Below are 22054 nucleotides of genomic sequence, written 5' to 3' on the forward strand. Positions count from 1 at the left end.
GGGGGTGGGGTCAGGCGGCCTGGACCTCGCGTTCGGCGGAGGGCGCGGAGGCGGGTGCCGGGGTGAGCGCGGGCACGATGTGGGCGCAGGGGCGCGGGGTGCGGGCGGGGCGGCGGTGCGGGAAGAGGCGGGGCAGGGAGACGGTGACGAAGCCCTCGGCGCGCATCGCGGCGAGGCCGATGCGGGGCAGGTCGCGGCTCTTGCGGTAGACGACGAAGCGGGGTTCCCAGCGGGGCCGGAACTTGGCGTTGAACTTGTAGAGCGACTCGATCTGGAACCAGCGGGAGAGGAAGACGAGGAGTCCGCGCCAGACGCGCAGGACGGGTCCGGCGCCGATCTTCTCGCCGCGCGCGAGGGCGGAGCGGAACATCGCGAAGTTGAGGGAGACCCGCTCGATGCCGAGGGCGGGGGAGGCCTGGAGGGCGGCGACGATGAGGAGTTCGTTCATGCCGGGGTCGGCGGAGCGGTCGCGGCGCATGAGTTCCAGCGACATGCCGTCGGGGCCCCAGGGCACGAAGTGGATGATCGCCTTCAGGTCCCCGTAGGGGGATCCGGGACGGTCCGGGTCCTCGGGGTCGTCCTTGTGGGCGGTCGCTATGACGGCGTCTCCGTCGCCGGGGGCGCCGATGCGGCCGAGGGCCATGGAGAAGCCGCGCTCGGTGTCGGTGCCGCGCCAGTCGGCGGCGGCGCGGCGGACCCTTTCCAGCTCCTCGTCGTCGAGGTCGCGGACGCGGCGGACCTGGGTGGTGTAGCCGTTGCGTTCGATGCGCTTGACCATCTGGCGGACGTTGCGCATGGCCCGGCCGGAGAGGGAGAAGTCGGCGACGTCGACGATGGCCTCGTCGCCGAGTTCGAGGGCGTCGAGGCCGGTCTCGCGGGTCCAGACCTGGCCGCCCGTCTCGGAGCAGCCCATGACGGCGGGGGTCCAGGAGTGGGCCTTGGCCTCGTCCATGAAGCGTTCGATGGCGCCGGGCCAGGCCTCGACGTCGCCGATGGGGTCGCCGCTGGCGAGCATCACGCCGGAGACGACGCGGTAGCAGACGGCGGCCTTGCCGCTGGGGGAGAAGACGACGCCCTTGTCGTGGCGGAGGGCGAAGTGGCCGAGGGAGTCGCGGCCGCCGTGCTGGTCGAGCAGGGTCCGCAGCCGGGTCTCGTCGTCGTCGGTGAGGCGGGCGGCGGGGTGCTCGGGGCGGAAGGCGAAGTAGATGGTGGTGAGGGCGGTGAGCATGCCGAGGGCGCCGAGGGAGTAGCCGACGGTCCAGTCGACGCCGCCGGTGTAGGCGACGGGGCCTTCGACGCCGAGGAGCCCGTACAGGACGTGTTCGAGGCGGTCGGTGAGGCTGGGGTCGCCGACGATCCGGCGGGGGTGGGCGCTGACGATGACGAGGCCGAGGGCGATGGATCCGGCGCCCATGACGACGAAGTTGGCGAGTGCCCGCCAGCGGCTGCGCGGGTCGGGGAGGGCGGCGAACTCGGCGCGGTGGCGCAGCAGGAGCGCGAGGAGCGCGAGGGAGAAGAGGGTGCCGATGACGGAGTGGCGCCAGACGAACTGGGCGGAGGCGCCGACGGGGAGGAGTACGACGGCGGCGCGCCAGGCCCGTCGCTTGTGGCGCTTGAGGCCGTGGGCGAGGAGCAGGAGGAGGACGCCGGCGCTGAGCGACAGGGCGGCGGAGAGGTGGCCGAGGGTGCCGGGGAGGACTTCGGCGACCGCGTGCATGCGGCTGGCGCGGAAGCGGGGGAAGACTCCGGCGGCGATGTCGATGAGGCCGCCGAGGGTGCAGGCGGTGCCGACGAGGGCGGGGACCTTCTCGGGGCGGGGGCCGCGCAGAATCCGGCGTACCCGAACCGGAACCAATCGCGATTTGTCCCCATCTACCGTGACAGACATGGCTTCCCGTACTTCCCGTGGTCCTGCAAGGGGTCTCTGACTCCGGCCGGGCCCTGCGGCGCGTTCGGCGGGCCGTACCGGCTGGTGCGCTCTCTAGGACGGAGTCGCGTGGAGCCGGGTTCATCGGTTCACAGGAAATTCTTGGAAAGAAGGCTCGGTCGTCTCATGGGGCTCATCAGCAACAAAGTCCTCGTGCTGGCCGTCGTGCTGGCCGTGGCGTTGTTCCTCGTCACGGTCTGGCTCTGGCCGCGGCTCGCGCGGCGCGGTTGGCGTGCGGTCCTGGGGCGGGTGGGGCTGTTGCTCGTGACCCAGGTGGCACTGTTCGCGGCGGTGGGTCTCGCGGCGAACCGTTCCTTCCTCTTCTACGGCTCCTGGGCCGACCTGTTCGGGCAGCAGCAGGACATGGGTGTGGTCGTCGACCACTCGGCCGCCGCGAAGGACGTGCGGGTGGTGGAGACGAAGGGGCTGAACGTGCCGGGCGGCTCGCGGCCCGAGGTCGGCGGACAGATACAGAAGGTCGTCATAGCGGGCGACCGGTCGGGCATCACCTCGCCGGCCTACGTCTACCTGCCGCCGGAGTACTTCCAGAAGAAGTACGCGAAGAGCACGTTCCCGGCCTCGGTGGTGCTCACCGGCTACCCGGGCACGGCGGAGAACCTGATCAAAGGGCTGAAGTACCCGAGGACGGCGTACACCCAGGCGAAGGCCGGGAAGATGCAGCCGATGATCCTTGTGATGCTCCGTCCGACGGTGGCGCCGCCGCGGGACACCGAGTGCGTGGACATCCCGGGCGGCCCGCAGACGGAGACCTTCTTCGCCGAGGACCTGCCGAAGGCGGTCTCGGAGACGTATCGGGTGGGGACGAAGGCCCGGAACTGGGGCTTCATGGGGAACTCGACCGGTGGGTACTGCGCGCTGAAGATCGCGCTGCACCACCCGGACCGGTACGCGGCCGGGGCGGGGTTCTCGGCGTACTACAAGGCGGCCGAGGACGTGACGACGGGCGACCTCTTCCACGGCGACGACAAGCTGCGCAAGCGGGGGAACCTGCTGTGGAGCCTGGACCACCTGCCGCAGGGGAAGTCCTCGTTCCTGGTGACGACGTCGAAGCAGGGCGAGGGCAACCTGAAGGGGACGCTCGACTTCATCAAGAAGGTGAGGAGCCCGGCGCGGGTCTCGTCGATCACGCTGGAGAGCGGCGGCCACAACTTCAACACGTGGAACCGGGAGATCCCGCCGGGGATGGTCTGGATGGCCGGGCGGCTCAGCGCGACCTGACGCCGGTGCCGGCATTCGGGCCGACGTGGCCGCCGGTGTTCGGACCGGTGTCGCCGCCGACGCCCGGCCCGCTTCCGGCGTCCGGCCCGCTTCCGGCGTCCGGCCCGCCGCCGGCGCCTCTCACGGCCGGTCCGCCGTGGCCCTGCGGAGGGCGCGGTGGACTCCCTCCGGGGTGAGGACGCCGACGGGGCGGCCGGCGGCGTCGGTCACCGTGAGGCGGCCGGCGTCGTGCTGGAGGAGCAGGGCGAGGGCGTCCTTGAGGGAGGATCCGAGGGGAACGGGGGCGGGGGCGCCGTCCTCGTCGGCCGGCGTCCCTTCGGGGACGGGGGCGAGGTCGGCCTCGGTGACGGGCGTGACGGCCAGCCGCTTGAGCCCGCGGTCGCTGCCGACGAAGTCCGCGACGTACGGGGTGGCGGGGGAGCCGAGCACGGTGGCCGGGGTGTCGAACTGCTCGATGCGGCCCTGCCCGTAGACGGCCATGCGGTCGCCCATCCGGACGGCCTCCTCGATGTCGTGGGTGACGAGGAGGACGGTCTTGCGGACGGTGGCCTGGAGCGCGAGGAACTCGTTCTGGAGGCGCTCGCGGACGACGGGGTCGACGGCGCCGAAGGGCTCGTCCATGAGGAGGACGGGCGGGTCGGCGGCGAGCGCGCGGGCGACGCCGACGCGCTGGCGCTGTCCGCCGGAGAGCTGCGCGGGGTAGCGGGGGCCGTACGTGGCCGGGTCGAGGCCCACGAGGTCGAGGAGTTCGGCGGCACGCGCGCGTGCGGCGGCCTTCTTCCAGCCCAGCAGGGCGGGGACGGTCGCGGTGTTGTCGAGGACCGTGCGGTGCGGGAAGAGTCCGACCTGCTGGATGACGTAGCCGATCTTGCGGCGCAGGGCGACCGGGTCGACCCCGGCGATGTCGCGGCCGTCGACGAGAACGCGGCCGGAGGTCGGTTCGACGAGCCGGTTCACCATCATCATCGTGGTCGTCTTGCCGCAGCCGGACGGCCCGACCAGGGTGACGAGTTCGCCCTCGGCCACCTCGAAGGAGAGGTCGTCGACGGCCGTGGTGCCGTCCGCGTACCGCTTGGTCACGTGCTCGAACCGGATCATGGTTCCCCATTCTGGCCCCTGGCCACCGGGGGTGTGTGAAGGGCGTGTTGCCGCATTGTGGCGGATCCCGGTGATTGTCGGTGCCGGGGGTTAGGGTCGTCAGACATACGTTCGGAGCGAGCGGACGACCCGGGGGGAGGGGCGGATGAGCACGCCGAACTGTCTGGTCACCAACGACTGGATATGCGGGGAGTACCTGCGCACGCGCAGCGAGGAGCTGACGGACGCGACCCTCCAGCATGTGGGAATCACGGTCGTGTCCGTGCTCCTCGCGCTCCTCGTCGCGGTGCCGCTGGCGCTGCTCGTGCGGGCGCGGCCCAGGTTCGCGGGCCCGGTCCTCGGGCTGACGACCCTGCTCTACACGGTGCCTTCGCTCGCGATGTTCTCGCTGCTCCTGCCCGTCTTCGGGCTCTCCGCCGCGCTCGTCGTGACCGGCCTCGTGCTGTACGCGCTGACGATCCTCGTGCGGAACACCCTGGCCGGGCTCGACGCCGTCCCGGCCGAGACCCGCGAGGCCGCCCGGGGCATGGGGTACGGCTCGTGGCGGCTGCTCTGGCAGGTCGAACTCCCGCTGGCGCTGCCGGTGCTGATGGCCGGGATACGGATGGCCACGGTCTCCACGATCGCGCTGACGACGGTCGGTTCGGTCGTCGGCCGCGGCGGGCTCGGCAACCTCATCGAGGACGCGCTGCCGACCTTCTTCAAGGCGCAGGTGCTCGCCGCCTCCGTGCTGTGCGTACTGCTCGCCGTCACCGCCGACCTGCTGCTCCTGGGGCTCCAGCGGCTCCTCACGCCGTGGGCCCGGATACGGACCGCGCCGGGGGGTGCGTGAGATGGAGATCGTGACGGGCGCCTGGGCCTGGCTCACCACCGGGGCGCACTGGACCGGCGAGGAGGGCATCGGGCAGCGGCTCGCCGAGCACGTGTACGTGAGCGGGGCGGCCCTGCTGATCGCCGCGGCCCTCGCGCTGCCGCTCGGGCTGTGGCTCGGCCATCTCGGCCGGGGCGGGGCGCTCGCGGTGAACGTGTCCAACGTCGGCCGCGCGGTCCCCGTCTTCGCGGTCCTCGCGCTGTTCATGGTCTCGCCCCTGCGGAACGCCGGGTACGTGCCGACGGTCGTCGCCCTCGTGCTGTTCGCGATACCGCCGCTCCTCACCAACGCGTACGTGGGGGTGCGTGAGGTGGACCGGGCCGCGGTGCGGGCGGCGCGGGGCATGGGGATGACCGGTGGGCAGGTCTTCCTGCGCGTCGAACTTCCGCTGGCACGGCCGGTGGTGATGACCGGGGTGCGCTCGGCGGCGGTGCAGGTCATCGCCACGGCGACGGTCGCGGCGATGGTCGGCCAGGGCGGCCTGGGCCGGATCATCACGGCCGGCTTCGCCCTCTACGACACGGCGCAGGTGGTCGCGGGCGCCGTCCTCGTGGCCCTGCTCGCCCTCCTGGTGGAAGCGGTGCTCGCGGGAGCGGACCGGCTCCTGCGCCGGGGTACGGGCGGCCGGCACCTCGACGGTCGAACGACCTGACGAACTTCTGAAGTCGACGACGGAGATGGGTGGTCTTGTGAACAGGGTCTCGCGTATCGCGGGTGCGGTGCTGGGGACGACGGCGCTGGCCGTCGCGCTCGCCGCGTGCGGCGGTGACAGCCTGGAGGCGGGCAGGAAGAAGGACTCCGGCGGCTCCGGCGGCGCGTCCGCGGAGAAGGGCTCGCTGGTCGTGGGCGCCGCGGCCTTCACCGAGTCGAAGGTGCTGGCCGAGCTGTACGCCCAGTCGCTGCGGGCCGCCGGATACTCCGTATCGGTCACCACCGTGAAGAACCGCGAGCTGTACGAGCCCTCCCTGGAGAGCGGCGAGATCGACGTCGTACCGGAATACGCGGCGACGATCGCGGAATTCCTCAACGCGAAGGTGAACGGCCCGAAGGCGCCCGAGGACAAGCCGGTCGCTTCCGGTGACGCGGACGCGACGGTCGAGGCGCTGCGGAAGCTCGCCGAACCGCGCGGGCTGAAGGTGCTCGCGGTCGGCGGGGCGGTCGATCAGAACGCCTTCGCGGTGACCAAGGAATTCGCCGAGAAGAACAAGCTGACGACCCTTTCCGATCTGGGCCGCGCGAAGATCAAGGTGAAGATCGCGGCCGGTGACGAATGCGCGGTGCGGCCGTTCTGCGCGCCCGGTCTGAAGAAGACGTACGGGATCGACGTGGCCGGCATCGACCCCAAGGGGGTCGGGACCCCGCAGGCCAAGCAGGCCGTCAAGGACGGGGTGGACCAGCTGGTCCTGACGACCACCACGGACGCCACGATCGACAGCTTCGGGCTCGTCTTCCTGGAGGACGACAAGAAGCTGCAGAACGCGGACAACGTCCTGCCCGTGGTCAACGCCAAGGACGCCGGCGCACCCGAGATAGCGGCCGCTCTCGACAAGATCACCAAGGTTCTGACGACAGCGGATCTCGCCGAACTCAACCGCAAGGTGGATGCCGAGCGGGCGAAGCCGGAAGACGTCGCCAAGGACTATCTGACGGCGAAGGGGCTGCTCAACAAGTAGGTCCCGGGCGGGGGGAGTCGGCCCGAAACGGAACCGGAAGGCTTCGGCACCACTTCTTCTGGCGAGAAGTGGCCAAGAGATTGCCGGGCCGACACCCCACATGACGCCTACGCACGGTAAATTTCAGGCCATGCCACGTGGACGCCACCGCCATTCCCCGCCTCTGCACAAGCTGCTGCCGCCCTCCGCGGTCGCAGGCGCCGCGGTCGTGTGCGCCGCGGTCGTCTGGCTGCCCGGAGACCTCCTGGTCGTGCGCCTGCTCGCGGTCGCCGCCGCGGCCGCCGCCGTCACCGGTGCCGTCCTCATGCGCAGTTGGGACCGGAGCGCCGGCGCCCGCGTCGCCGAGCTGGACCGCGCCCGCACCGCCGACCAGTGGAAGTCCGAGGAGCGGGTCGCCGAGCTGGAGTCCGACCTGGAGGAGGCCCGCGGCCTGCGGACCCGGCTCGACGCCAAGCTCCGCGCCAAGCGCGTCGAACTCGCCGCGCTGCGCGGCGAGCACGCCGACCTCCTCCGCCGGTACGCCACCGCGGAGACCGAGCGCGCCAGCGCCCTGGAGGGCCGCCGCGTCCTCGCCCTGGAGGCGACCACCACCGCCGAGGCGGCCGACGCGGAGGCGAAGGCCCTGCCCGCCGCCGGTTCCACGCCCACCCCGGAGGCGTACCGCCGCGCCGCGCAGGCCCTCAAGGACCTCCCGCGCAACGCCGCGGCCCAGCAGGCCCGGCGCACCGCCGAGGCGGCCCGCGCGCGGGACCTCGCCGAGCGGGCCGACGAGACGGAGGAGCCGCGGGGGAAGCACGCGGCGGCCGCCGGGACCGAGCAGCACAGCCGTACGGCCGCTCCGGCCCTCGGGCCCGCCCCCGAACCGGCGGCCCTGCCCGCCGCGCCCTCGACGACGGACCCGGCGACGAACCCCGCGACGGCCTCCGAGACGGGCGGCCCCGAGACCGGGAACGCCGCCGATGCGGTGAAGGCCGACGAGGCCGTGCAGACCGCCGAGACCCCCGCCACCGCGCCCAGGCCCGTCCCGCCCACCGGGATCGCGCGCGTGCCCGCCGTCCAGGTGGCCGCGGCGATCGTCCCGGCCCGCCGGCAGACCCCGCGCCCCGAGGGCGGATTCGACTTCTTCGGTACGCAGAAGGTGGCGGCGGCCATCGAGGCCGTGCAGAACACCGACCTCGCCGACGTCGTCGGCGAGGAGGTCCTCGGAGAGGCCCTGGCCGCCGAGACGCCGTTCCTCGTCCCGCTCGCCCCCCTCGCGCCGCCGGCACCGACGGCGCCCCGGGTGATCGGCGAGGTCATCGACCTGACCGCGCACGACGAGACCGAGCAGCTCGACGTGGCCGAACTGCGCGGCGCCGTCAACTCGTGACGTACCGCCTCGCCCCGCTGGCGGCGGCCGAGGCGGTCCGCCGCCGCGACGAACTGATCGCCCTGTGCGCCCAGGCCTTCGGCGGGCCGCCCTGGCACGAGCCCCCGCTCGGCGCCGTACGGACGGTGGACCGGCTGCTCGGCAACGCCGCGCGGAAGCCCGACTTCCGGGCAGTGGGCGCGTACGACGCGGAGGCCGCGGACGGCGGCGAGGACGCCCTGCTCGGCTTCACGGCCGGCTGGACCGACACCGCCCTGTCCGGTGACGGGCCCACGTTCGAACTCGTCGAGCTGGTCGTCGCGCCCGGCAGCCAGGGCAGGGGCATCGGCCGCGCCCTCCACGACCGGCTCCTCGCGGCCGGGTCACCCGGACCGGCGCTGCTCATGACCCTGGACGTACCGGAGCTGACGGACCGGTACACGCGCTGGGGCTGGCAGGTCGTGGACCGCCTGCGCCCCGGCAAGGAAGAGCGCGACTACGTCGTGATGCGCCGAACCTGACCTGACCTGACCTGACCTGACCTGGCAGGCAGGCGGGGCCGGCCTACTTGTCGATGTCGCCGACGACGAAGAACAGCGAGCCCAGGATCGCGACCATGTCGGCGACCAGCGTCCCCGGCAGCAGCTCGACCAGCGCCTGGATGTTGTTGAAGGACGCCGAGCGGAGCTTCAGCCGGTACGGCGTCTTCTCGCCCTTGGAGACCAGGTAGTAGCCGTTGACGCCGAGCGGGTTCTCGGTCCAGGCGTACGTGTGCCCCTCCGGCGCCTTCAGGACCTTCGGCAGCCGCTGGTTGATCGGCCCCCGCGGCAGCTCGGCGATCCGGTCCAGGCAGGCGTCCGCCAGGTCCAGGGCGTTGTGCGTCTGGTCGAGCAGGCACTCGAAGCGCGCCAGGCAGTCGCCCTCCTCGCGCACGGCGACCCGCAGCGTGTCCTGGAGCTCCCCGTAGGCGAGGTACGGCTCGTCGCGGCGCAGGTCGAAGTCGACGCCCGAGGCGCGGGCGATCGGCCCCGACACCCCGTACGCGTGGACCGCGGCCTGCGACAGGACGCCGACCCCGCGCGTACGGCCCCGGAAGATCTCGTTGCCGAGGACCAGCCGGTCGTACACGTCCATCCGCGAGCGGACGTCCGCGACGGCCTGCCGCGCCCGGCCCGTCCAGCCGGCGGGCAGGTCCTCCTTGAGACCGCCGACCCGGTTGAACATGTAGTGCATCCGGCCGCCGGAGACCTCCTCCATCACGGCCTGGAGCTCCTCGCGCTCCCGGAAGGCGTGGAAGACGGGGGTGATCCCGCCCAGTTCGAGGGGGTACGAGCCGAGGAACATGAGGTGGTTGAGGACCCGGTTCAGCTCGGCGAGGAGCGTACGGGTCCACACCGCGCGCTCGGGGACCTCCATGCCCAGCATCCGCTCGACGGCCATGACGACGCCGAGCTCGTTGGAGAAGGCGGACAGCCAGTCGTGACGGTTGGCCAGCATGATGATCTGCCGGTAGTCGCGCGCCTCGAAGAGCTTCTCGGCCCCGCGGTGCATGTAGCCGATCACCGGCTCGGCCTTCTGGACGACCTCGCCGTCGAGCACGAGCCGCAGGCGGAGCACGCCATGGGTCGAGGGATGCTGCGGGCCGATGTTCAGCACCATGTCGGTGCTCTCCGCCGCGCCGCCGATTCCGACCGTCGTCTCCGTCATGCGGGACAGTATCCCCTGCCCCGCGTCCCCGGCCCACGGGTCACCCGGCGGCGGACCGCACCCGCTGGACCAGCCAGTGGAAATCGCCCAGTCCGCCGCGGGCGGTCAGCTCGGCCGCCTCACCGGCGGAGGAGAGCGCGCGGAGGTAACCGGCGGGATCGGCCGAGGCCATGGAGAGCGGCGGCCGCCCCCCGGACACCCCGAGCCGGTGCAGCGCGTCCCGCTGCGAAAGCAGCTCGACGCCGCCGGCGGCGCCCGTCTGCGTGCCGCCACCCGCGCCCCGCGCATCGGTGCCGCCACCCGCGCCCCCCGCCGCCGCGCACGCGTCCACGGCCACGTGGGCCGTCACGTCGCAGCCGCCGTCCGGCACCGGCGGCACCTCGCGGCCCGCCCGGAAGCCGGTCAGGGTGCCGAAGGGCGGCCGGGAGTCCCGTACGTGCCCGTAGTCGACGGCCACCGCGCGCCCCGCCGCGAGCGAGCCCACCGCCGCCGCCCACGCCTCGTCCCGGGGCCGCCCGATCTCGGCCCGCGCACCGGGCTCCCACAGCGGCCACCAGCGGGCCAGCCACTCCGCGTCCGGGCCCGCGACGGGCGCGCCCAGCCGCTCCGTACCGTCGGCGCGGACCTCCACGTACCGGGCGACGCCCGCCGCGTCGGCCTCGGCCACGTCCACCGGCACGTTGTCGAGCCACTCGTTCGCGAAGAGGAGCCCGCGGACGCTCCCCGGCTCCGGCAGCCGGTCGGTCCAGACGATCCGCCCGTCGAGCCCCGCCGGCCGGGCGGCGCGCTCCACCGCGTACGCCCGGACCCTCAGGTCCGTCGCCGCGGTCGCCGCCAGCACCGCCGTCAGCAGCTCACCCCGGCCCGCGCCCACGTCCACGAGATCGACCTCGGCCGTCCCCAGCTCCTCCGCGACCTCGCCGAGCAGCCGGGCCACGGCCCCCGCGAAGAGCGCGGAGGCGTGCACCGACGTACGGAAGTGCCCCGCGGGCCCCTCGGGCCGCAGATAGAAGCCTCCCGGGCCGTACAGCGCCCGCTCCGTGGCCTCGCGCCACCCCTGCCACTGACACGTCTCACCCGTCACGTCATCCGTCACGGGCCCCAGTCTCCACCTCGGGGAGTACGGGCCCCTCGTCAAGGATCGGCCCAACGGTTGATCCCTGCACCTATCCGACTTCCCTACTCTGGGTGACGTGCAGCGCCTCTACGACTTCATCCGCAGACACCCGACGGGCGTCGACACCTTCTGGGCCGTCGTCCTCCTCGGGATCTCCCTGCTGTGGGTGGGGACGGCCTCCGTGACGGTCGGCCACCCCCTCGCTTTCGGGGGCGTCGCCGTGCTCCTCTCCCTGGCCGTGGCCCTGCGCCGGCGCGCCCCGGAGAAGATGCTGCTGCTGACGGTCGCCCTCGGCCTCGTCCAGCTCGCCCTCGGCCTGGAACCGTTCATCGCCGACTTCGCCATGCTCGTGATCGTCTACACGGTCGCGGCGCACGACGGACCCCGCTGGGCCTCCCGCCTGGCCCTCGCCGGCGGACTGAGCGCGGCCACGCTCTCGGCGCTGAGATGGCCCATGGACGGCATCGAGTCCGTCGCGGCCACGATCTTCTTCACCGTCATCATGACCGTGCCGTTCGCGCTCGCCTGGGTCCTCGGCGACTCGCTCCGCACCCGCCGCGCCTACTTCGCGCAGCTGGAGGAGCGTGCCTTCCGCCTGGAGCAGGAGCGCGAGGCCCAGGCGAAGGTCGCGGTCGCCGCCGAGCGGGCCCGGATCGCCCGCGAGCTGCACGACGTCGTCGCGCACAACGTGTCGGTGATGGTCGTCCAGGCCGACGGCGCCGCCTACGTCATGGACTCGTCCCCCGAGACCGCCAAGCAGGCCCTGGAGACCATCTCCACCACGGGCCGGCAGGCCCTCGCCGAGATGCGCCGTCTGCTCGGCATCCTGCGCACCGGCGAGCACCAGGAGGCCGGCGAGTACGTGCCCCAGCCCGACGTGCGGCAGATCGAGGACCTCGTCGAGCAGGTCCGGGGCGCCGGCCTCACCGTCGACTTCGCGATCGAGGGGAGCCCGCGCCCGCTGCCCAGCGGCGTCGAGCTCACCGCGTACCGGATCGTGCAGGAGGCGCTCACGAACACACGCAAGCACGGCGGTCCCGACGTCGGCGCCAGCGTCCGCCTCGTCTACTTCGACGACGGCCTCGGGCTGCTCGTCGAGGACGACGGCCGCGGCGCGCCGCAGGAGATGTACGAGGACGGCGGCGCCGACGGGCGCGGCCATGGTCTGATCGGGATGCGCGAGCGGGTCGGCATGGTCGGCGGCACGCTGGACGCGGGGCCGCGCCCCGGCGGTGGTTTCCGGATCAGCGCCCTGCTCCCTCTCAAGCCCGCTCACTAGAAGAGGATCTTCCTGACATGTCCATCCGCGTGATGCTCGTCGACGACCAGGTGCTGCTGCGTACCGGATTCCGCATGGTGCTCGCCGCCCAGCCGGACATGGACGTCGTGGCGGAGGCGGGCGACGGGGTCGAGGCCCTTGAGGTGCTGCGCTCCACGGCGGTCGACGTCGTTCTGATGGACGTGCGCATGCCGAAGCTGGACGGGGTGGAGACGACCCGGCGGATCTGCTCGCAGCCGGGCGCGCCGAAGGTGCTGATCCTGACCACCTTCGACCTCGACGAGTACGCGTTCTCGGGGCTGAAGGCGGGCGCGAGCGGCTTCATGCTGAAGGACGTGCCGCCGGCGGAGCTGCTGGGCGCGATCCGTTCGGTGCACAGCGGCGACGCGGTGGTGGCGCCCTCGACGACCCGTCGGCTCCTCGACCGCTTCTCGCCGATGCTGCCGTCGACGGGCACGGAGACGCGGGCCGTCGACAGCGCGCTCGGGCGGCTCACGGACCGGGAGCGCGAGGTGATGATGCTGGTCGCGCAGGGCTTGTCGAACGGCGAGATCGCGGCCCGGCTCGTCCTCTCGGAGGCGACGGTCAAGACCCACGTGGGCCGCATCCTGACCAAGCTGGGGCTGCGCGACCGGGTCCAGGTCGTGGTCCTCGCGTACGAGTCGGGCCTGGTCCGCGCGGGCGGCGGGGCGGCCTGAGCGGGTCCCGTCGGGGCCGGCCCGGCGGATCGGGCGGGGACACCTCCTAGCGCAGCACGCTCTCCAGGAAGTCGCTGCCGAGCCGGGCGACGACGGACACGTCGAGCTGGTGGAGGACGTACCGGCCGCGGCGCTGGGTGGTGATCAGCCCGGCCTTCTTCATGACGGCGAGGTGCCGGGAGACCTCCGGGGCGGTGATGTTGTACGCGTCGGCCAGCTCGCTCGTCGTGCTGGAGCTGCGGGCCAGGCTGCGGCAGAGCCGCATCCGCATGGGGTGGGCGATGGCCTCCAGGCGCAGTTTGACCTCCTCGGTCCCGGCGGCGCCGCCGAGGTCGCGGGCAGGCACGGGGTACTGGACCACCGGGTGCCAGCCGGGTGCGTACGGAGCGAAGAGGTGCGGCCAGCCGAAGGCGGTCGGCAGGAACGTCACGCCCGAGCCCTCGGCGCTCGTGCGCCCCTGGACCAGCTTGTCGACGACGATCCGGGAACCCCGCTCGTCCTCCTCCAGGGTCATCGCCGACGAGGCGGCGGAGACGGCCTCGGCGAGGCCCTTGCGGCGCATCAGCTCCGTCTTGTGGCGGGCGTCGGCGGCGAGCTGCACGCCGACCCGGCGCCACGTGTCGGCGAAGAACGCCTCGTCGCAGTCCTCCAGGAGCCGCCGGATCCACGCGCGCGTGCCGGGCGGGTCGGCGAGCATCCGCTCCACGAAGGCCGCCTGCCGGGGCCCGCGCGCGGCGGCCAGGTCGAGGGCGCGGCGGCGCATCCGCTCGTCGACGAGCGGCGAGGGCGCGCCGTTCTTGTACTTGCTGTTGCAGGAGATCTCCAGGGCCGCGCCCACGAACGTCTCGTCGTCCAGGAGGTCGAGGTCGTCCAGCTCCTCGGCGAGGGTGTCCCGGGGCCGCGCCGGCAGCAGGATGTCCGCGCGCGTGGAGTTCCACATGAAGTCGGCCTCGTGGAGCCGGTCGGCCAGCTCGGGCCGGAGCGCGGCGGCGGTCGTGGTCGTCCAGGCGTGCAGCCGCGGGTGGTGCGCGGGCTCGGAGAGGGCGTGCAGGGCGGCGCCCAGCTCGGCCAGGGGCGAGGGGCAGAAGAGGATGAGCTCCTGCGGCAGTCCGGTGATGTCGATCGTCACGCTCACGCCCCCATGGTGCGGGGTGTGGCGGGGGTGGTGCCGCCCCGTTTGACGAGGACCGTCAATCCGCGCGCCGGACCGCCGGGGCGCGGCGCACGGTGAAGGCATGAACGCGCTGCACCAGTACCTCTTCGACACGTACCGCGCCGCCCGGCTCGGCGAACCGGTGCCGCCGGCACCCGGCACCCACGACGTCGCCGTCCTGCGGGCGGTCCGCGACCGTCGCCGCTTCGAGCGGGTGGTCGCGGGCCGCCCGGCGCGCGGGGCCCTGCGCACGGCCCTGCGCACGGCCCTTCGTACGGCCCTTCGTACGGCCCTGCGACGCCGGCCGCGCCCCCGCTCCTGCTGACGGGGCGGGGGGGCGGGTCCGCGACGGTCGGGCCCCGACCCGGGACGGTCAGGCCGCGATCCGGGACAGGAAGTCCCGTGCCGCCGCCCGTACGTCCGCCGCCGTCCATGAGAGGCCGGGCCGCGTCACGGTCAGCTCCGTCACGGCGACCCCCGGCGGGCCGCCCGCGCCCGGGCCGAACCAGCGGCGGAAGAGCGCGGTTCCGGTGGCCTCGGTCTGCTCGGCGGCGGCGGCCGACAGGACGTCGGGGTCGTACGGGAGCCACACCTGGAACTGATGGGTGTGCGGGACCTCCGGGTGGACCCGGAACCAGCCCACGCCCGCCGCCGCGAACTCCTCCCGCAGCGCCTCGGCCACCACGCGCGCGTGGCGCACGTACGAGGGCAGCAGCGGCAGCTCGACGGCGAGGCCGCGGAGCGCGGAGAGCGCCGCCGGGTACTGCTGGGCGACCAGCCCGCCGTACCGGTGCCGCCAGACCCGCGCCTCCTCCATGACGTCCTCGGGACCCGCGAGCGCGGCCCCGGACAGCCCGCCGAGGGACTTGTAGAACGACACGTACACGCTGTCGGCGAGCTCCGCGATCTCCCGCAGCCCGCGGCCGAAAAGCGTCGTGCACTCCCACAGGCGCGCCCCGTCGAAGTGGACGACCGCGTCCCGCTCGCGGGCCGCCTCGACCACCTCCGTCAGCTCGTCCCAGGACGGCAGGACGAAGCCGGCGTCGCGCAGCGGCAGCTCCAGCATCAGCGTCCCGAAGGGCTCCGGGTGGTCGCGCACCTCCTCGGCCGTCGGCAGCCGGGGCGCGTCGGTCAGGTGGACCGTGCGGAGCCCGGAGACGGCCGCGGGGGCCCCGCCCTCGTGGACCTCGGGGTGGGCGAGCGGGTGGAGGGCGACGACCGGGCTGCCGGTGCGTCCGGCCCAGCAGCGCAGCGCGACCTGCTGGGCCATCGTGCCGGTCGGGAAGAACACGGCGGCGGGCAGGCCGAGCTCCTCGGCCACGCGCCGCTCGACCTCCTCCACCAGTCCGCTGCCGTACATGTCGACGGGAGCGTCGCCGTGGCCCTCGGCCTCCGCCCAGTCGACGAGCTCGCGCAGCAGCTGCCCGACCGTCCCCTCGGCGGAGCTGTGCCACAGTCTCCGCTCGGCGCCGGCCCAGAGCTTCGCCCGGTACAGCCGGAGTGCCTGCTCGTCCGCGGGTTCGGCGGCGTCCACATCGGTGTTCACGTCCATGGGGTGATCATCACACCGCTGCCCACACCCTGTGGACAGCCACGGGAGCAGCACGAAACGCTGGCGTAGCATGACCAGAAATCGTCCGGTACCCCCCGAGGACTGGAACGGAAGGCCGTACCCATCGTGAACGCACCAGCAGCGCCAGAGCCACGACCGGAGCCCCGCCCCGAGGACCGCCCGGCCCGGCTCACCGTCGGAGTGGTCGGCGCGGGCCGAGTGGGCCCCGCCCTGGCCGCCTCGCTCCAGCTCGCGGGCCACCGCCCCGTCGCCGTCTCGGCGGTCTCCGACCGCTCCCGGCGTCGTGCCGCCGAGCTCCTGCCGGACGTCCCGGTCGTCGAGCCCGCCCGCGTCCTCGCGCTCGCGGACCTGGTGCTCCTGACGGTCCCGGACGACGCGCTGCCGGGTCTCGTCGAGGGCCTCGCCGACACCGGAGCCGTACGGCCGGGACAGCTGCTCGTCCACACCTCCGGGCGGTACGGCGTACGGGTCCTCGACCCCGCCCGCCGGGCCGGCGCCCTTCCGCTCGCCCTGCACCCCGCCATGACCTTCACCGGCACCGCGGTGGACGTCCAGCGGCTGGCCGGCTGCTCCTTCGGGGTGACCGCGCCCGAGGAGCTGCGGCTCGCGGCCGAGGCCCTGGTCATCGAGATGGGCGGCGAGCCCGAGTGGATCGCCGAGGACGCCCGCCCGCTCTACCACGCGGCCCTGGCCCTCGGCGCGAACCACCTGGTCACCCTGGTGGCCCAGTCGATGGAGCTGCTCCGCAAGGCCGGCGTCGGCGCGCCCGACCGCATGCTGGGCCCGCTCCTCGGCGCCGCCCTGGACAACGCCCTGCGGTCCGGGGACGCGGCCCTGACCGGACCCGTCGCGCGCGGTGACGCCGGTACGGTCGCCGCACACGTCGCCGAGCTGCGCAAGCACGCGCCCGGCACCGTCGCCGGCTACCTGGCGATGGCCCGCACGACCGCCGACCGGGCGCTCGCGCACGGCCTGCTCAAGCCCGAGCTGGCCGAGGACCTGCTGGGCGTGCTCGCCGCCGACAGCACCACCGCAGCCGAGGGGCCGCGAGGAGACGACCGATGACCCTGTTCGCCCGGAAGAGCGCCGAGAGCGGCCGGTCCGCCCGCTACGAGCCCACCGAGCTCGTCCCCACGGTCGAGGACCTGGAGTACGCCCGCGTGCACCACGGCGCCCCCGGCCGCAACGCCGTCGTCATGACCATGGGCGCCCTCCACGACGGCCACGCCACGCTGATCCGCGCCGCCCGCGCGCGCGTCGGCGCCGAGGGCTTCGTCGTCGTCACCGTCTTCGTCAACCCGCTCCAGTTCGGCGCGGGCGAGGACCTCGACCGCTACCCCCGCACCCTCGAAGCCGACCTGGAGCTGGCCTTCGAGGCCGGTGCGAGCGTCGTCTTCGCGCCCTCCGCCGACGAGGTCTACCCGGGCGGCGAGCCGCAGGTCCGGATCACCGCCGGCCCCATGGGCGAGCGCCTCGAAGGCGCCTCCCGGCCCGGCCACTTCGACGGCATGCTGACGGTCGTCGCCAAGCTCCTCCACCTGACCTCGCCCGACCTGGCCTTCTTCGGCCAGAAGGACGCCCAGCAGCTGGCGCTCATCCGCCGCATGGCGCGCGACCTGAACTTCCCGGTCGAGATCGTCGGCGTGGAGACCGTCCGCGAGACCGACGGCCTCGCCCTCTCCAGCCGCAACCGCTACCTGTCGGCCGGGGAGCGACGTACGGCCCTCGCGCTGTCCGGCGCGCTGTTCGCCGCCCGTGACCGGCTCGCCGCCCAGGAGGCGCTGCGCGCGCGTGCCACCTCCCTGCCCGGCGCCCAGGGCCGGGCCGAGAACCGCGCCGAGGCGCTCTCGCGGCTCGGCGAGGCCCGGGCCGCCGCCGACGCCCACGCGGTCGCGCGGGCGGCCGAGCACGGCGGCGCCGAGGCCGTCCGCGCCGCGGCCCGGACCGTGCTCGACGGCGCGACGAGGGCCGAGCCGCCGCTCACCCTCGACTACCTGGCCCTCGTCGACCCGGCCGACTTCACCGAGGTCGCCGACGACCACGACGGGGACGCGATCCTCGCCGTCGCCGCGCGCGTGGGGACCACGCGGCTCATCGACAACATCCCCCTGACCTTCGGAGCCACCAAGTGACCGGAATACGGCTGCACGCGCCCGCGCCGGGCTGGGCCATCGACGCCGACGTCGTCGTGGTCGGCTCGGGCGTCGCGGGCCTCACCGCCGCCCTGCGCTGCACGGCCGCCGGGCTCCGTACCGTCGTCGTCACCAAGGCCCTGCTCGACGACGGCTCCACCCGCTGGGCCCAGGGCGGCATCGCCGCCGCGCTCGGCGAGGGCGACACCCCCGAGCAGCACCTCGACGACACCCTCGTCGCCGGTGCCGGGCTCTGCGACGAGGAGGCCGTACGGCTGCTCGTCACGGAAGGCCCCGAGGCCGTGCGCCGGCTCATCGCGACCGGCGCCGACTTCGACAAGACCGCCGACGGCGAGATCGCGCTGACCCGCGAGGGCGGCCACCACCGCCGCCGGATCGCGCACGCCGGCGGCGACGCGACCGGCGCCGAGATCTCCCGCGCCCTGGTCGAGGCGATACGGGACCGGGGCGTCCGCACCATCGAGCACGCGCTCGTCCTGGACCTCCTGACGGACGCCGAGGGCCGGACGGCGGGCGTGACCCTGCACGTCATGGGCGAGGGCCAGCACGACGGCGTCGGAGCCGTCCACGCCCCCGCCGTGGTCCTCGCCACCGGAGGCATGGGCCAGGTCTTCTCCGCCACCACCAACCCGGCGGTCTCCACCGGCGACGGCGTCGCGCTCGCGCTGCGCGCCGGGGCCGAGGTCTCCGACCTGGAGTTCGTCCAGTTCCACCCGACGGTGCTCTTCCTGGGCGCCGACTCCGAGGGCCAGCAGCCACTGGTCTCCGAGGCGGTCCGGGGCGAGGGCGCCCACCTGGTCGACGCCGACGGGGTCCGCTTCATGGTCGGGCAGCACGAGCTGGCCGAGCTCGCGCCCCGCGACATCGTCGCCAAGGCGATCATGCGGCGGATGCAGGAGCAGGGCACCGAGCACATGTACCTCGACGCCCGCCACTTCGGCGCCGAGATGTGGGCGGAGCGCTTCCCCACGATCCTGGCCGCCTGCCGGCTGCACGGCATCGACCCGGTGACCGAGCCCGTCCCGGTCGCCCCCGCCGCGCACTACGCCTCCGGCGGCATCCGCACGGACCTGCGCGGCCGGACCACGGTCCCGGGCCTGTACGCGTGCGGAGAGGTCGCCTGCACGGGCGTCCACGGCGCCAACCGGCTCGCGTCGAACTCGCTCCTGGAGGGCCTGGTCTTCGCGGAGCGGATCGTCGAGGAGATCACGGCCGCGGCGCCGCGCGTGCCCGGCGCCGCCGTGCCGCACCCGGCCCCGGTGACCCTGCCGCTGCCGGTCGCCGGAGCCCGTACCCGTATCCAGCGGGTCATGACGGCCGGCGCGGGCGTGCTCCGCTCCGAGAGCAGCCTGCGGGAGGCCGCCGAGGCCCTCGACGCCCTGCACAGCGACGCCCTGGCGGGCGGCGGCGACGACGCGAAGTCGGCCGAGCCCGGCGTCGAGTCCTGGGAGACCACCAACCTGCTGTGCGTCGCCCGCGTCCTGGTCGCCGCCGCCCGCCGCCGCGAGGAGACCCGCGGCTGCCACTGGCGCGAGGACCACCCCGACCGGGACGACACGGCCTGGCGGCGGCACCTCGTCGTCCGCCTCACCCCGGAGCGGACCCTGGACGTCCGCACCACCGACACCGCTGACTTCCCCCCGACCGCCGACGCCCCAGGGAGCCGCAAGTGACCACGCCCAGCACGCCCGAGGAGAGCCGTCCCGAGCCCGTGGACGTCCCTCTGATCCAGATCAGCGCCGCCCCCACCGCGGACGCCGAGGCCGGCGGCTGTGGCGACGGCTGCGGCTGCGGCGGCGCCGAGGAGTTCGAGTGCGGGCTCGACCCCGCGCTCGCCGAGCTGCTCGCGGCCGCCGGCCTGGACCCCGTACAGGTCGAGGACATCGCCCACCTCGCGATCGCCGAGGACCTCGACGGCGGTGTGGACGTGACGACCGTGGCGACCGTCCCCGAGGAGGCCGTCGCCACCGCCGACTTCACCGCCCGCGAGGCCGGTGTCGTCGCCGGTCTGCGGGTCGCCGAGGCCGTCCTGTCGATCGTCTGCACGGACGAGTTCGAGGTCGAGCGGCACGTCGAGGACGGCGAGCGCGTCGAGGCCGGGCAGAAGCTCCTCAGCGTCACCGCCCGCACCCGCGACCTGCTCACCGGCGAGCGCAGCGCGCTCAACATCCTCTGTCGCCTCTCCGGTATCGCCACCGCCACGCGCGCGTGGGCGGACGCCCTGGAGGGCACGCGGGCCAAGGTCCGCGACACCCGCAAGACGACCCCGGGCCTGCGCGCCCTGGAGAAGTACGCGGTGCGCTGCGGCGGCGGCGTCAACCACCGCATGTCGCTCTCCGACGCCGCCCTCGTGAAGGACAACCACGTGGTGGCGGCCGGCGGCGTGGCGCAGGCCTTCAAGGCCGTGCGGGAACTGTTCCCCGAGGTGCCGATCGAGGTCGAGGTCGACACGATGCACCAGGTCCGCGAGGTCCTGGACGCGGGCGCCGATCTGATCCTGCTGGACAACTTCACCCCGATCGAGACCGAGGAGGCCGTCGCGATCGTCGCGGGCCGCGCGGTCCTGGAGTCCTCGGGCCGGCTGACGCTGGAGAACGCGGCGGCGTACGCGGCGACGGGCGTCGACTACCTGGCGGTCGGCGGGCTCACCCACTCCTCCCCGATCCTCGACATCGGCCTCGACCTGCGCGAGGCGGCCGTCTGATGCTGCTCACCATCGACGTCGGCAACACCCAGACCGTCCTCGGCCTCTTCGACGGCGAGGAGGTCGTGGAGCACTGGCGCATCTCCACGGACCCGCGCAGGACCGCCGACGAGTGGGCGGTCCTGCTCCAGGGCCTCATGGGCATGCACCCGCTGCTCGGCGTCGAACTGAGCGACGGCATCGAGGGGATCGCCATCTGCGCGACGGTCCCCTCGGTGCTGCACGAGCTGCGCGAGGTGACCCGCCGGTACTACGGGGACGTGCCGGCGGTCCTGGTGGAGCCGGGCGTCAAGACGGGCGTCCCGGTCATCACCGACAACCCCAAGGAGGTCGGCGCGGACCGCGTCATCAACGCGGCCGCGGCGGTCGAGCTGTACGGCGGTCCGGCGATCGTCGTCGACTTCGGGACGGCGACGACGTACGACGCGGTCACCGCGCGCGGCGAGTACGCGGGCGGGGCGATCGCGCCGGGCATCGAGATCTCGGTCGAGGCGTTGGGCGTGAAGGGCGCCATGCTCCGCAAGATCGAGCTGGCCCGCCCGCGGAACGTGATCGGCAAGAACACGGTCGAGGCGATGCAGTCGGGCATCATCTTCGGCTACGCGGGCCAGGTCGACGGCGTCGTCGCCCGGATGAAGCGCGAGCTGGTCGGCCCGAACGGCGACCCGTCCGACGTCACCGTCATCGCCACGGGCGGTCTCGCCCCGATGGTCCTCGGCGAGTCCGCGGAGATCGACGAGCACGAGCCCTGGCTGACCCTGATCGGCCTGCGGCTGGTGTACGAGCGGAACGTCTCCAGGATGTGACCGCCCGCGCGGTAGCGATCATTCCGGCGCGCCGGAATGATCGCTAAGAGAAAATTGTCCGATTAGCGCGTATCGTCGGCCCATGCCCACGCCATACGGATCTCGCGGCGGCATGGCATTCAGCGCGGACGAGCTGCGTGTGCTCCGAGGTGCCCTTGCCATCGCCCTCCACCCTGCCCCCCTCCAGGACGAGGACGTCCAGGACTGCCTGCGCCTGGCCGAATCCGTGGACGAGGCGGTACGCGAGGCCGGCCGGCTGCGCGCCTTCCTCCTCGACGACCTGGCCCGCTACCGGGGGGCCCTCCCCGGCTCGGTCACCGGCTATCTGGGCCTCCTGCGGGACGCCCTGACCGCCGGGTACGACCCCGGGGTCGACGACCTCGCCGCCCTGCGGGCCCTGCGCGCCAACCCCGCCGCCGCCGAGCTGCTCGCCCACTGCCAGATCCTCGCCGAGCGCTCCGTACGCACCCGCCTCGCCCGGGTCTCCCAGGCGACGGGCTCCCCGGCCCCCGCCGCGGCCCTCGCCCCCCGGACGCGCCTGCTCGCCCTCCCGGGCGGACGCGCGGCGGGCGACGAGCCGAAGCCGAACCCGCCGTCCGGCCCCGCGCCCGGCGACCGGCCGGTGCCCAAGCCCTCCGAGGTCTTCCCGCCACGCCGACGCCCCGTACCCCCGCCCCCGCCCGAGGAGCGGGCCGCCGGATAGCTACT

At 73.8% G+C, this 22054-nt stretch carries 21 protein-coding genes; 15 read left to right on the forward strand and 6 right to left on the reverse strand.

Translation table 11 applies throughout. The features are described from left to right. Positions 1-10: 10 nt before the first annotated feature. Positions 11-1888, reverse strand: a complete 1878-nt coding sequence (locus ACF08F_RS03200; RefSeq protein WP_392296758.1) for a phosphatidylglycerol lysyltransferase domain-containing protein — start codon at positions 1886-1888, stop codon at positions 11-13. 165 nt (positions 1889-2053) lie between these two features. Between ACF08F_RS03200 and ACF08F_RS03205 the strand changes: the two genes are divergently transcribed. Next, on the forward strand, positions 2054-3166 hold the full coding sequence (locus ACF08F_RS03205; protein WP_392296759.1) for an alpha/beta hydrolase: 1113 nt from the start codon (positions 2054-2056) through the stop codon (positions 3164-3166). 120 nt (positions 3167-3286) lie between these two features. On the opposite strand, the gene ACF08F_RS03210 is transcribed toward ACF08F_RS03205, so the two are convergent. Further along, positions 3287-4264, reverse strand: a complete 978-nt coding sequence (locus ACF08F_RS03210; RefSeq protein WP_392296760.1) for an ABC transporter ATP-binding protein — start codon at positions 4262-4264, stop codon at positions 3287-3289. 145 nt (positions 4265-4409) lie between these two features. On the opposite strand from ACF08F_RS03210, the gene ACF08F_RS03215 reads away from it, so the two are divergent. From ACF08F_RS03215 to ACF08F_RS03235, 5 genes are all read left to right on the forward strand, one after another. After that, positions 4410-5096 (forward strand): ABC transporter permease, encoded by a 687-nt coding sequence (locus ACF08F_RS03215; protein ID WP_382700927.1) that lies wholly within the window; start codon positions 4410-4412, stop codon positions 5094-5096. A 1-nt stretch (position 5097) separates the two neighbouring features. Further along, the gene (locus ACF08F_RS03220) at positions 5098-5787 is read left to right on the forward strand and encodes an ABC transporter permease (RefSeq protein WP_392296761.1); all 690 of its coding nucleotides are present in this window, start codon (positions 5098-5100) and stop codon (positions 5785-5787) included. A gap of 25 nt (positions 5788-5812) precedes the next feature. Beyond that, on the forward strand, positions 5813-6808 hold the full coding sequence (locus tag ACF08F_RS03225; RefSeq protein WP_392296762.1) for an ABC transporter substrate-binding protein: 996 nt from the start codon (positions 5813-5815) through the stop codon (positions 6806-6808). A 130-nt stretch (positions 6809-6938) separates the two neighbouring features. Further along, the gene (locus ACF08F_RS03230; protein WP_392296763.1) at positions 6939-8177 is read left to right on the forward strand and encodes a hypothetical protein; all 1239 of its coding nucleotides are present in this window, start codon (positions 6939-6941) and stop codon (positions 8175-8177) included. Further along, the gene (locus ACF08F_RS03235; RefSeq protein WP_392296764.1) at positions 8174-8677 is read left to right on the forward strand and encodes a GNAT family N-acetyltransferase; all 504 of its coding nucleotides are present in this window, start codon (positions 8174-8176) and stop codon (positions 8675-8677) included. The genes ACF08F_RS03230 and ACF08F_RS03235 overlap by 4 nt, the downstream gene beginning before the upstream one ends. A 43-nt stretch (positions 8678-8720) precedes the next feature. Here ACF08F_RS03235 and ACF08F_RS03240 read toward each other — a convergent pair whose 3' ends face one another. Then, positions 8721-9863 (reverse strand): NADH-quinone oxidoreductase subunit D, encoded by a 1143-nt coding sequence (locus ACF08F_RS03240; protein WP_392296765.1) that lies wholly within the window; start codon positions 9861-9863, stop codon positions 8721-8723. A gap of 40 nt (positions 9864-9903) precedes the next feature. After that, the gene (locus tag ACF08F_RS03245; RefSeq protein ID WP_392296766.1) at positions 9904-10959 is read right to left on the reverse strand and encodes an SAM-dependent methyltransferase; all 1056 of its coding nucleotides are present in this window, start codon (positions 10957-10959) and stop codon (positions 9904-9906) included. Between the two features lie 97 nt (positions 10960-11056). Here ACF08F_RS03245 and ACF08F_RS03250 point away from each other — a divergent pair, with 97 nt between their 5' ends. Both ACF08F_RS03250 and ACF08F_RS03255 read left to right on the forward strand, forming a co-directional pair. After that, on the forward strand, positions 11057-12259 hold the full coding sequence (locus ACF08F_RS03250; protein ID WP_392296767.1) for a sensor histidine kinase: 1203 nt from the start codon (positions 11057-11059) through the stop codon (positions 12257-12259). Between the two features lie 17 nt (positions 12260-12276). Continuing rightward, complete coding sequence (locus ACF08F_RS03255) at positions 12277-12957, forward strand: response regulator (protein WP_392296768.1); 681 nt, start codon at positions 12277-12279, stop codon at positions 12955-12957. A 46-nt stretch (positions 12958-13003) separates the two neighbouring features. Here the strand turns inward: ACF08F_RS03255 and ACF08F_RS03260 are convergent, their stop codons facing one another. Then, a complete protein-coding gene (locus ACF08F_RS03260) occupies positions 13004-14086 on the reverse strand; it encodes a DUF5937 family protein (protein ID WP_392296809.1) in 1083 nt (360 codons plus the stop codon). A 106-nt stretch (positions 14087-14192) separates the two neighbouring features. Between ACF08F_RS03260 and ACF08F_RS03265 the strand changes: the two genes are divergently transcribed. Continuing rightward, entirely contained in the window at positions 14193-14435 is a 243-nt protein-coding gene (locus ACF08F_RS03265) for a hypothetical protein (RefSeq protein WP_392296769.1), read from the forward strand. Positions 14436-14483: 48 nt separating this feature from the next. On the opposite strand, the gene ACF08F_RS03270 is transcribed toward ACF08F_RS03265, so the two are convergent. Beyond that, positions 14484-15662 (reverse strand): threonine aldolase family protein, encoded by a 1179-nt coding sequence (locus ACF08F_RS03270; protein ID WP_392296770.1) that lies wholly within the window; start codon positions 15660-15662, stop codon positions 14484-14486. A gap of 126 nt (positions 15663-15788) precedes the next feature. Between ACF08F_RS03270 and ACF08F_RS03275 the strand changes: the two genes are divergently transcribed. From ACF08F_RS03275 to ACF08F_RS03300, 6 genes are all read left to right on the forward strand, one after another. Continuing rightward, positions 15789-16748 (forward strand): Rossmann-like and DUF2520 domain-containing protein, encoded by a 960-nt coding sequence (locus tag ACF08F_RS03275; protein ID WP_392296771.1) that lies wholly within the window; start codon positions 15789-15791, stop codon positions 16746-16748. After that, a complete protein-coding gene (gene panC / locus ACF08F_RS03280; protein ID WP_392296772.1) occupies positions 16745-17815 on the forward strand; it encodes a pantoate--beta-alanine ligase in 1071 nt (356 codons plus the stop codon). Before ACF08F_RS03275 ends, panC begins: the two co-directional genes overlap by 4 nt. After that, positions 17812-19509: an L-aspartate oxidase gene (locus ACF08F_RS03285; protein ID WP_392296773.1), complete on the forward strand. Its 1698-nt coding sequence runs from the start codon at positions 17812-17814 to the stop codon at positions 19507-19509. The genes panC and ACF08F_RS03285 overlap by 4 nt, the downstream gene beginning before the upstream one ends. After that, positions 19506-20540, forward strand: coding sequence for a carboxylating nicotinate-nucleotide diphosphorylase (gene nadC, locus ACF08F_RS03290; RefSeq protein WP_392296774.1), 1035 nt, complete (start codon positions 19506-19508; stop codon positions 20538-20540). The genes ACF08F_RS03285 and nadC overlap by 4 nt, the downstream gene beginning before the upstream one ends. Then, the gene (locus ACF08F_RS03295; RefSeq protein WP_392296775.1) at positions 20540-21346 is read left to right on the forward strand and encodes a type III pantothenate kinase; all 807 of its coding nucleotides are present in this window, start codon (positions 20540-20542) and stop codon (positions 21344-21346) included. Before nadC ends, ACF08F_RS03295 begins: the two co-directional genes overlap by 1 nt. A gap of 112 nt (positions 21347-21458) precedes the next feature. Continuing rightward, on the forward strand, positions 21459-22049 hold the full coding sequence (locus ACF08F_RS03300; RefSeq protein ID WP_392296776.1) for a hypothetical protein: 591 nt from the start codon (positions 21459-21461) through the stop codon (positions 22047-22049). Positions 22050-22054: the final 5 nt, after the last annotated feature.

The organism is Streptomyces sp. NPDC015130 (assembly GCF_043080005.1).
Classification (GTDB): Bacteria; Actinomycetota; Actinomycetes; order Streptomycetales; family Streptomycetaceae; genus Streptomyces.

What these genes read in the sequence shown, in the direction of transcription:
- ACF08F_RS03200 (WP_392296758.1), bottom strand. Translation starts at nt 1,888, where the DNA reads ATGTCTGTCACGGTAGATGGGGACAAATCGCGATTGGTTCCGGTTCGG.
- ACF08F_RS03205 (WP_392296759.1), top strand. Translation starts at nt 2,054, where the DNA reads ATGGGGCTCATCAGCAACAAAGTCCTCGTGCTGGCCGTCGTGCTGGCC.
- ACF08F_RS03210 (WP_392296760.1), bottom strand. Translation starts at nt 4,264, where the DNA reads ATGATCCGGTTCGAGCACGTGACCAAGCGGTACGCGGACGGCACCACG.
- ACF08F_RS03215 (WP_382700927.1), top strand. Translation starts at nt 4,410, where the DNA reads ATGAGCACGCCGAACTGTCTGGTCACCAACGACTGGATATGCGGGGAG.
- ACF08F_RS03220 (WP_392296761.1), top strand. Translation starts at nt 5,098, where the DNA reads ATGGAGATCGTGACGGGCGCCTGGGCCTGGCTCACCACCGGGGCGCAC.
- ACF08F_RS03225 (WP_392296762.1), top strand. Translation starts at nt 5,813, where the DNA reads ATGGGTGGTCTTGTGAACAGGGTCTCGCGTATCGCGGGTGCGGTGCTG.
- ACF08F_RS03230 (WP_392296763.1), top strand. Translation starts at nt 6,939, where the DNA reads ATGCCACGTGGACGCCACCGCCATTCCCCGCCTCTGCACAAGCTGCTG.
- ACF08F_RS03240 (WP_392296765.1), bottom strand. Translation starts at nt 9,863, where the DNA reads ATGACGGAGACGACGGTCGGAATCGGCGGCGCGGCGGAGAGCACCGAC.
- ACF08F_RS03255 (WP_392296768.1), top strand. Translation starts at nt 12,277, where the DNA reads ATGTCCATCCGCGTGATGCTCGTCGACGACCAGGTGCTGCTGCGTACC.
- ACF08F_RS03265 (WP_392296769.1), top strand. Translation starts at nt 14,193, where the DNA reads ATGAACGCGCTGCACCAGTACCTCTTCGACACGTACCGCGCCGCCCGG.
- ACF08F_RS03270 (WP_392296770.1), bottom strand. Translation starts at nt 15,662, where the DNA reads ATGGACGTGAACACCGATGTGGACGCCGCCGAACCCGCGGACGAGCAG.
- panC (WP_392296772.1), top strand. Translation starts at nt 16,745, where the DNA reads ATGACCCTGTTCGCCCGGAAGAGCGCCGAGAGCGGCCGGTCCGCCCGC.
- ACF08F_RS03295 (WP_392296775.1), top strand. Translation starts at nt 20,540, where the DNA reads ATGCTGCTCACCATCGACGTCGGCAACACCCAGACCGTCCTCGGCCTC.
- ACF08F_RS03300 (WP_392296776.1), top strand. Translation starts at nt 21,459, where the DNA reads ATGGCATTCAGCGCGGACGAGCTGCGTGTGCTCCGAGGTGCCCTTGCC.